Below are 9,165 nucleotides of genomic sequence, written 5' to 3' on the forward strand. Positions count from 1 at the left end.
CCCCCAGCATCTCCCGCCGCCCGAGCCCGTTTCCGGGCATGGCTCCGCCCCGCTCCGTAACCGTCATCTTGTTGCCGACCCTCCGCGTCCCCGCTGACCCCGTGCAGGTCAGGCCGTTACCCTTCATCAACTTTATGGGCGGCACCCCTCGGTCCGGTCAGCGGGTGGTAGGCCCGCGGTCAGCGGCGCGGGCCACGCTGCGCCCATGACTCTGACGACCGAAGGCCCGCAGGAATCCGCCGTCGAGCGCGCCAGGACCCGGTGGTGGCGCCGTCCGTGGGTGGCGCCGCTCGCGGTGGTGGCCGCCGCGTTCCTGGCGTTCTCCGTGCCGCCCTACCTGTCCCTGGATCCCGCGCAGTCGCGGGTGCCGGCTCCCGACTTCTTCCCGCCGCACTTCGTCATGCTCTCTCTGCACGTGGTCTTCGGCTCGGTCGCGATGATCACGTGTTGCCTGCAGATCTGGCCGTGGTTCCGGCAGCGCCACCCGCGGGCGCACCGCATGATCGGCCGCGTGTACGTCTTCGGCGGCTGCCTCCCCGCCGGCCTGCTGGGCCTGGTCGTGGGTGTGGCCACCCCCTTCGGCCCGATCACGATGGTGAGCGACGTCATGCTGGCGCTGCTCTGGCTGGGCTGCACGCTGGCCGGCTGGCGGATGGCCAGGCAGCGCAGGTTCGTCGACCATCGCCGGTGGATGGTGCGCAGCTTCGCCCTGACGATGTCCATCATCACCAACCGCCTCTGGGGCGTGGTGTTCACGATCATGCTGTCGGGGCAGCTCGACACGACGTTCCACGGCGACGCGGCCCTGCTGTCCGCCACGGTCTCGGGGCTGGGCGCGTGGCTGGGCTGGGTGCTGCCGCTGCTGGTGGCCGAGTGGTGGCTCGAACGCGGCGACGCCGCCAGACGCCGCCGCCGCGCCACCCGTTGAAGCCGTCGACGAACGCACCCGAGCCACCTGACGCCAAGCCGGCCAGGGAAACGGCACCCGAAGCCGACAGCGGTCGCCCGCCCAGAACCCCGCACTACCGCTCAGGCCGGGCGCCCGCCGTCGGGCTCAGAACTCGAAGATCTTACGCAGGAACCGCCCGGTGTGGCTCTCGTCCACCAGCGCGACCTCCTCCGGCGTCCCGCTGGCGACCAGCGTGCCACCGCGGGAGCCACCCTCCGGCCCCATGTCGATGATCCAGTCGGCCGTCTTGATGACGTCGAGGTTGTGCTCGATGACGATCACGGTGTTGCCGCCGTCCACCAGCCGCCCGAGCACGCCCAGCAGCCGCCGGATGTCCTCGAAGTGCAGCCCGGTCGTCGGCTCGTCGAGCACGTAGATGGTCCGCCCGGTCTGCCGTCGCTGCAGCTCGGAGGCGAGCTTGACCCGCTGCGCCTCGCCACCGGACAGCGTGGTCGCCGGCTGCCCGAGCCGCACGTAGCCCAGCCCCACGTCGTTGAGCGTCTGCAGGTGACGCTTGATCGCGGGGATCGCGTCGAAGAAGCCCAGGGCCTCCTCGATCGGCATGTCGAGCACCTCGGCGATCGTCTTGCCCTTGTAGTGGACCTCCAGCGTCTCCCGGTTGTAGCGGGCGCCGTGGCAGACCTCGCAGGGGACGTAGACGTCCGGCAGGAAGTTCATCTCGATCTTGATGGTGCCGTCGCCGGCGCACGCCTCGCAGCGCCCGCCCTTGACGTTGAAGCTGAAGCGCCCCGGCTGGTAGCCGCGCACCTTCGCCTCCGTCGTCGCCGCGAACAGCTTGCGCACGTGGTCGAACACGCCGGTGTAGGTGGCCGGGTTGGAGCGCGGCGTCCGGCCGATGGGCGACTGGTCGACATGGACGACCTTGTCCACCTGGTCCATGCCGTTGATCCGCGAATGCCGCCCGGGGACCGTGCGGGCGCCGTTGAGCTCCTTGGCCAGCGCGCTGTAGAGGATGTCGTTGACCAGCGTCGACTTCCCGGACCCCGACACCCCGGTGACCGCCGTGAACACACCGAGCGGGAACTCGATGTCGACGCCCTTGAGGTTGTGCTCGCGTGCGCCCTTGACCGTGATCTGCCGCTTCTTGTCGCGCTTGCGGCGCTTGGGCGGGATCGCGATGCTCTTGCGCCCGGACAGGTATTGCCCGGTCAGCGACTCCTCGCTGGTGAGCAGGTCCTGGACGGTCCCGGAGACGACGACCTGGCCGCCGTGCTCGCCGGCGCCCGGCCCGATGTCGACGACCCAGTCGGCCGCCGCGATCGTGTCCTCGTCGTGCTCGACCACGATCAGCGTGTTGCCCATGTCGCGCAGCCTGATCAGCGTCTCCAGCAGGCGCATGTTGTCGCGCTGGTGCAGCCCGATGGACGGCTCGTCGAGAACGTAGAGGACGCCGACGAGACCGGAGCCGATCTGCGTGGCCAGCCTGATCCGCTGCGCCTCACCGCCGGCCAGCGTCGCCGCCGCCCTGTCCATGGTCAGGTAGTCGAGACCGACGTCGAGCAGGAAGCCCATGCGGGCGTTGATCTCCTTGACGACCCGCTCGGCGATCTGCATGTCGCGGTCGGACAGCTTGAGCGCGGCCAGGAACTTCGCGCACTCGCCGATCGACATGCCCGCCACCTCGGCGATCGACTTGTCGGCGACCGTCACTGCCAGCGTGACCGGCTTGAGCCTGGCCCCCTTGCAGGCGGGACACGGGATCTCGCGCATGTAGCCCTCGAACCGCTCGCGGCTCGAGTCGCTCTCCGCCTCGGCATGCCGGCGCTGCACCCACGGGATGACCCCGTCGTAGGTGGTGTAGTAGGAGCGCTGACGGCCGTAGCGGTTGCTGTAGCGGACATGGACCTGCTCGTCGTGGCCGTACAGCAGGGCCTTCTGCGCCTTCTTCGGCAGCTTGTCCCACGATGTGTCGAGGGTGAACCCGACCGTGTGGCCGAGCGCCTCGATCAGCCTGACGAAGTATTCGCTGGTGTGGCCGCCGGACCAGGGGTGGAGCGCGCCGTCGCCGAGCGTCCGCTCGGGGTCGGGCACCACCAGGTCGGGGTCCACCTCCATCTTCGTGCCGAGGCCCGTGCACTCGGGGCAGGCACCGAACGGCGAGTTGAACGAGAACGAGCGCGGCTCCAGCTCCTCGAACGACAGGTCGTCGTAGGGGCAGTAGAGGTGCTCGGAGTAGAAGCGCTCGCGGTTGGGGTCGTCTTCGGGCAGGTCGACGAACTCGAGCGTGATCGTGCCGCCGGACAGCTGCAACGCCGTCTCGACCGAGTCGGTGAGCCGGCGCCGGGCCGACTCCTTGACCGACAGACGGTCGACGATGACCTCGATGTCGTGCTTCTCGTACTTCTTCAGCGTCGGCGGCTCCTCCAGCCGCACGACGGTGCCGTCGACCCTGGCCCTGGCGAACCCCTTGGTCTGCAGCTCGCGGAACAGCTCGCCGTATTCTCCCTTGCGGCCGCGGATGACCGGCGCGAGCACCTGGAAGCGGGTGCCCTCCTCCAGGTCCATCACCCGGTCGACGATCTGCTGCGGCATCTGCCTGGCGATCGGGCGCGCGCAGACCGGGCAGTGGGGCTTGCCGATGCGCGCCCACAGCAGGCGCAGGTAGTCGTAGACCTCGGTGATCGTGCCGACGGTCGAGCGCGGGTTCTTGCTGGTGGCCTTCTGGTCGATCGACACCGCGGGCGACAGGCCCTCGATGAAGTCGACGTCCGGCTTGTCCATCTGGCCGAGGAACTGGCGCGCGTACGCCGACAGCGACTCGACGTATCGCCGCTGGCCCTCAGCGAAGATCGTGTCGAAGGCCAGGCTCGACTTGCCCGAGCCGGACAGGCCGGTGAAGACGATCAGAGAGTCTCGCGGCAGGTCCAGCGAGACGTCTTTGAGGTTGTGTTCTCGTGCACCACGCACGATCAGGCGGTCTGCCACGGCGATCCCGGAAGTCGAAAGGCGGATAGGTCCACGGGGGATGGTAGACGGGGGCTCCGACAATTTCGGCGAGCCGGTCCCCGGCCCCCGAAAATCCGTCCCTCACAGGTTACGGCCATCTGCCACCCCGGCAGGAAGCCTTTAGCTTTCAACCGTCCGACCAGCGACTTTATGCCCTCCATCCGCCCCAGACACCTCTAATGATGAAATATCAAGACATGACAGTCCTACCCGCGTTGCATGCCGAGCTGACCTCGGCGACCGGGGGGCTGCTGGCCACGGCCGCGTCCCTCAGCGACGCCGACATCGCCGCACCCTCCCTGTTGCCGGGCTGGACCAGGGGCCACGTGCTCACCCACGTCGCGCAGAGCGCCGGCTCCCTCATCAACCTCCTGACCTGGGCGAAGACCGGCGTCAAAACCCCCCAGTACGCCTCGTACGCGGCCAGGGCCGCCGCCATCGAGGCCACGGCGGGCCGGCCGGCCATCGCGCACCTGGCGGCCCTGGAGCAGGCCGCCGCCCGCCTGGCCGCCGCCGTCCGCGACCTGCCGGAGCAGGCGTGGTCCGCGCTGGTTGAGCCCATGCGCCCGCCCGCGCACCCGGCCTGGTACGTCCTCGTCCGCCGCCTGCGCGAAATAGGCCTGCACCACGTGGACCTGAACGCCGGATACGGCCCCGCGGACTGGCCGGAGCCGTTCGTCCGCCGCGAACTCCACGACTGCCGCGCCTGCTGGCCGTACGAACGGAGCACGGTGCGTGAAGTCGTGCTCACGCGAGGCGGAGAGGTCATCGCCACCTGGCGCGACCTCGGCACCGGCCCGGCCGTCCAGGGCGCGCCGGCCGACATGCTGGCATGGCTGACCGGCAGGTCGGGCGGTGAGGGCGTTAGTCTGGTGCCCGTGGGGCAGCCGTTCACGCCAGGCCCCGGGGGCACAGGGCTTCCAGAGCCGCCACCGTGGCTGACGATGCCGGCCCCCGCTGATCTGCCCACGACGCCCCCAGAGGACTATCCATGACCTACACAGGTGACGTCCAGGTCGGCGGCCCCGCCGACGTGCGCGAGCTGCCCGCGCTCACGATCTGCAAACTCGCCGTCGGCCAGTTCGACAACAACGCCTATCTGCTGCGTTCCACGGAGACCGGCGACGGCCTGCTGATCGACGCGGCCGCCGACGCCGACCGCCTGCTCGCCCTGATCGGCGACCAGTCCGTCGGCTCCATCGTCACGACCCACCAGCACGGCGACCACTGGCAGGCTCTGGAGCAAGTGGCGAAGGTCACAGGCGCCCAGCTCATCGCCCACCCGCTCGACGCATCCGCCCTCCCGCTGCCGGTGGACCGCACCGTCGAGGACGGCGACACGATCACCGTCGGCCCGATCACGCTGGAGGTCATCCACCTGCGGGGCCACACGCCCGGCTCGATCGCCCTCCTGTACGACGGCGGCGAGGACGGCCGCCACCTGTTCACGGGCGACTCGCTGTTCCCCGGCGGCGTCGGCAACACGTGGAAGGACGCCGAGCGCTTCAACCAGCTCTACACCGACGTGACCGAGCGCATCTTCGACCGCCTCCCCGACGACACCTGGGTCTACCCGGGCCACGGCAAGGACACGACGCTCGGAGCCGAGCGCCCCGCCCTGCCCGAGTGGAAGGCGAGAGGCTGGTAACCCGTACGGTCACGAACCACTCGGCAAAAGAGCTCCCTGATCGCGTCAGGGAGCTCCTTCCGAGGCCGGGCTCTCATCGCAGCCAGGCCGGCGATCGTTCACCGAAGCAGGCCGCCGTCACTGCCGCGCGGCCAGAACATGCACGATGCGCTGGGCGGCCAGGGCGGGATCGTCGGTCTGCCCGACGAGCTCGCCCCAGGACCACCGGTAGAACCATCCGTCGGAGAGCGGCACGCAATCGACGGTCTCGGCCAGCATCGCCGCGTCAGGATCGCTGATCCGCAGGGCCGGCGGATACTGCCTGAGCGTCGCCGTCAGCCCGCGCAGCTCCAGCTCCGTCGCCAGCTTGCCGAGATGGTACGTGCGCGTGTGCTCGCGCGGCGTGGCCGACATGGCTCCATCAAAGCCGAAGTAACACGAAAAATCCCGTCAGTTACCGATGCGCTCGGCTTCGCGACGCTGTTCCCGCTTGTAGAACAGCACCCGCAGCGGGATCGCCGCCACGAGCGCGATCTGCATGCTCGCACCGATCTTGATCGGCAGGTCCCCGCCCTCGGGCCAGGCGACCCAGAAGGTCAGGAACGCCACGTTGACCATGATCCAGCCGAGCACGACCGCCGCGAGCTGCCCCTTCGGCTTGGGGTATTCGATGCGGCTGACCATCAGCCACGCCACGCCGAGCACGGCCAGCAGCGACCAGAAGCTCGGCTGGAACAGCAGCACGATGGAGATCACGGTCATCGCGCCCATCGGGATGGGCAGACCCATGAAATCGCCGCTCTTGGTCTTGACGCAGGCGAACCTGGCCAGGCGTACGACCCCGGCGACCAGCACGGCCGCCGCCGCGGTGACCACCGCCGCGAACGGCACCTGGTCGGTGAACCCGCCCCAAATCACGACCATGAACGCGGGCGCGAACCCGAAGCTGATGACGTCGGCCAGGTTGTCGAGCTCGGCACCCATCGCGGACGCGCGGAAGCGCCGCGCGACGAGGCCGTCGAACAGGTCGCACGTCGCGCCGATGAGCAACAGCACGATGGCCGTGGCGAAGTAGCTGGGCGCGGGCGTGAACCGGCCGCCGTCGACCTGGAGTTGCTGGATGGCGGAGTAGGCCAGCACGCACACCGCGAGGAACCCGCAGACCGCGTTGCCCAGTGAGAGAGAGTCGGCGGCGGACAGGCGGAAGGCCTTGCCCACGGGGCCACGAGGCTCTTCCTCATCCGCCTGCCAACTACCGGCGTCAGCCGCGGTCAATTCTGGTCACCCCCGCAACCGTCTTCTCACCCACGGACACCGCAGGAGAGATGCCTTCTGGAAGGTAGATGTCGACCCTCGACCCGAACCTGATGAGCCCGATCCGCTCGGCCGGCTCGACCTTCGCACCGGCACTCAGGTACGGCACGATCCGGCGCGCCACCGCGCCCGCGATCTGCACCATCTCGATGTCACCGAGCGCGGTCGCGAAATGCCACACCACGCGTTCGTTCTGGTCGCTGTCCTTGTTGAAAGCCGGCAGGAACCCACCTGCCACATGCTGCACGGAGGTGACATTTCCCGCAAGAGGGGCACGATTGACGTGCACGTTCAGGGGGCTCATGAAGATCGCGACCCTCGTGCGGCCGTCGGGCCACGGGTCGATGCTCTGCACCACGCCGTCGGCGGGTGACAGGACACGTCCCTCGCCCGGGGTGCGGTCGGGATCGCGGAAGAACCAGAGCATGCCACCGGTGAGAACGCTCAGCGGCACCGCCGCGAGGGCCCAACGCCGGTCCCTGCGCGCCAGCAGCGCGGTGGTGGCCGCCGCGGCCACCGTAGGGAAGAGCCACGGGGAGACCCCGCGTGCGAGCCTCACGCGGCTCGGCTTAGCAGAATCGTCTGACACGTACAACCTTTGGTGGTGACTGGACTGGGCGCTTTGCCGTGATGTTACAGAGCCAGTAACTATTACACGGCACAACTACACAAGCAAAGCGCCTCGAAGCCCTTTTCGCTAGACCTGCTCCGGATGCGTCTCCTCGCCCTTGCGCGCGTCGATGCGCGCCTTGATCAGGCTGGCCACGGTGGTGATGACCATGGTGGCGCCGATGACCGAGAGCGACACCCAGATGGGAATTTCGGGCGCCCAGGAGACATGGCTGGCATGCAACGCCTCCAATATCAGCTTAACCCCGATGAAGCCGAGGATGAACGCCAAACCATAGCTGATGTACACGAGCCGTTGCAGCAGGCCGCCCAGCAGGAAGTAAAGCTGACGCAGTCCCATCAGGGCAAATGCGTTGGCGGTGAAGACGATGAAGGGGTCTTTCGTGAGCCCGAAGATGGCCGGAATCGAGTCGAGCGCGAACAACAGGTCGGTGCTGCCGATGGCGACCATCACGATGAGCATGGGCGTGACCATGCGCTTGCCGTCGATCTTCACGGTCACCTTGGAGCCGACGTACGACTCCGTCGTCGGGAACGCCCTGCGCACCCACCTGAGCACGACGTTCTCGTTGAACTCCTCCTCGTCGCCCTTGAGGTGCTGGCGGACGATGTTGATCGCGGTGTAGAGGAGGAAGGCGCCGAACACGTAGAACAGCCAGCTGAACCGCTCGAGCGCCGCCGCGCCGAGCGCGATGAACGCGCCGCGCATGACCAGCGCGAGCAGGATGCCCACGAGCAGGACCTTGTGCTGGTACGCCCGTGGCACGGCGAACCTGCTCATGATGATGAAGAAAATGAAGAGATTGTCGACGCTCAGGCTGTATTCGGTGATGTAGCCGGCGAAGAACTCTCCTGCTTTCGCCCCTCCCACCGTGGTCCACAAGAGCAAACCGAACAACGCGGCGAGGATGACGTAGAACGTTACCCAGTATCCCGCCTGCCGCATGGAGAACTCTCGGGCTTCTCCACGGTCGACGATCCACAAGTCAACGGCGATAACAACAAGAAGACCGCCGATCACGGCGATCCAGGCCCACACGGGTACGCTCACTCAGACCCTCCGGCATGCACGACTCATTGCCGGAGGTCTCTCCCGCCCGCGAAAACCTGCGGACCGGCAGCCCCGGGGGCCCCGTGGAGCGGGGCTGCACCGTGATGACGAGGCTGTCGCGAAGGGATACTCCCCTCCCTAACCCACGCAGTATACGAGAACCCCTCGACCTCGCCTAATCGTCCAGTCGATCTTCACGGCGGTAGACGGCCAGCGCGCTCTCCACCGCCTCGTCGTCTCCGGGCATCTCCCGCCCTCGCCGCTCGGCCGCCGCCGCGAGCCTTTGCGCAGTTCCGGGAGTTACGAGCAGCTCGCGTACGGCTCCGCGCAGCCCCTCCACGTCGCCGTACGGAACGAGGATCCCCGCGTCTCCCAAAATTTCCGGAATCCCACCGACTTCAGAGGCGATCACCGGTTTTCCGGCCATAAGCGCCTCCCTGAGCGTCAGCGGCTGCCCCTCCCACCGGCTGGGCATCACCAACGCGGTGGCCGCCGCCAGGAGGTCGGGCACATCCCGCCGGTTGCCCAGCAGCAGCACGGGCAGCCCTTCGGCGGAGATCCTCTCCTGCAGCTCCGCCCGCAACGGCCCCTCCCCCGCCACCACGAACAAGGGCCCTGCCTCGGCAT

Annotated in this window: 9 protein-coding genes; 3 read left to right on the forward strand and 6 right to left on the reverse strand. The window is 68.3% G+C overall.

Translation table 11 applies throughout. The annotated features are described in order from the left end of the window. Positions 1-205: 205 nt before the first annotated feature. The gene (locus ETD85_RS56690) at positions 206-928 is read left to right on the forward strand and encodes a DUF2306 domain-containing protein (protein WP_138698127.1); all 723 of its coding nucleotides are present in this window, start codon (positions 206-208) and stop codon (positions 926-928) included. Between the two features lie 126 nt (positions 929-1,054). On the opposite strand, the gene uvrA is transcribed toward ETD85_RS56690, so the two are convergent. After that, the gene (uvrA, locus tag ETD85_RS56695) at positions 1,055-3,895 is read right to left on the reverse strand and encodes an excinuclease ABC subunit UvrA (RefSeq protein WP_138698128.1); all 2,841 of its coding nucleotides are present in this window, start codon (positions 3,893-3,895) and stop codon (positions 1,055-1,057) included. A 218-nt stretch (positions 3,896-4,113) separates the two neighbouring features. Between uvrA and ETD85_RS56700 the strand changes: the two genes are divergently transcribed. Together ETD85_RS56700 and ETD85_RS56705 are read left to right on the forward strand one after the other, a co-directional pair. After that, the gene (locus ETD85_RS56700; RefSeq protein ID WP_138698129.1) at positions 4,114-4,911 is read left to right on the forward strand and encodes a maleylpyruvate isomerase family mycothiol-dependent enzyme; all 798 of its coding nucleotides are present in this window, start codon (positions 4,114-4,116) and stop codon (positions 4,909-4,911) included. Then, positions 4,908-5,564, forward strand: coding sequence for an MBL fold metallo-hydrolase (locus ETD85_RS56705; RefSeq protein WP_138698130.1), 657 nt, complete (start codon positions 4,908-4,910; stop codon positions 5,562-5,564). The genes ETD85_RS56700 and ETD85_RS56705 overlap by 4 nt, the downstream gene beginning before the upstream one ends. Positions 5,565-5,681: 117 nt before the next feature. Here ETD85_RS56705 and ETD85_RS56710 read toward each other — a convergent pair whose 3' ends face one another. The 5 genes from ETD85_RS56710 to ETD85_RS56730 form a co-directional block, all read right to left on the reverse strand. Continuing rightward, entirely contained in the window at positions 5,682-5,957 is a 276-nt protein-coding gene (locus ETD85_RS56710) for a hypothetical protein (protein WP_138698131.1), read from the reverse strand. A gap of 36 nt (positions 5,958-5,993) precedes the next feature. Continuing rightward, complete coding sequence (gene pssA, locus ETD85_RS56715) at positions 5,994-6,761, reverse strand: CDP-diacylglycerol--serine O-phosphatidyltransferase (protein WP_240780073.1); 768 nt, start codon at positions 6,759-6,761, stop codon at positions 5,994-5,996. 43 nt (positions 6,762-6,804) lie between these two features. After that, a complete protein-coding gene (locus ETD85_RS56720) occupies positions 6,805-7,446 on the reverse strand; it encodes a phosphatidylserine decarboxylase (protein WP_206059523.1) in 642 nt (213 codons plus the stop codon). A gap of 108 nt (positions 7,447-7,554) precedes the next feature. Continuing rightward, positions 7,555-8,538, reverse strand: coding sequence for a TerC family protein (locus ETD85_RS56725; protein ID WP_138698134.1), 984 nt, complete (start codon positions 8,536-8,538; stop codon positions 7,555-7,557). Positions 8,539-8,713: 175 nt separating this feature from the next. After that, positions 8,714-9,165 (reverse strand): glycosyltransferase (locus ETD85_RS56730; protein ID WP_138698135.1); only part of this gene is annotated, 452 nt, incomplete at its 5' end.

Source organism: Nonomuraea zeae (assembly GCF_005889725.1).
In the GTDB taxonomy this organism is placed as follows: Bacteria; Actinomycetota; Actinomycetes; order Streptosporangiales; family Streptosporangiaceae; genus Nonomuraea; species Nonomuraea zeae.

Excerpts from the sequence above, each read along its gene's own strand:
- ETD85_RS56690 (WP_138698127.1), top strand. The coding sequence starts at position 206 with ATGACTCTGACGACCGAAGGCCCGCAGGAATCCGCCGTCGAGCGCGCC.
- ETD85_RS56705 (WP_138698130.1), top strand. The coding sequence starts at position 4,908 with ATGACCTACACAGGTGACGTCCAGGTCGGCGGCCCCGCCGACGTGCGC.
- ETD85_RS56700 (WP_138698129.1), top strand. The coding sequence starts at position 4,114 with ATGACAGTCCTACCCGCGTTGCATGCCGAGCTGACCTCGGCGACCGGG.
- ETD85_RS56710 (WP_138698131.1), bottom strand. The coding sequence starts at position 5,957 with ATGTCGGCCACGCCGCGCGAGCACACGCGCACGTACCATCTCGGCAAG.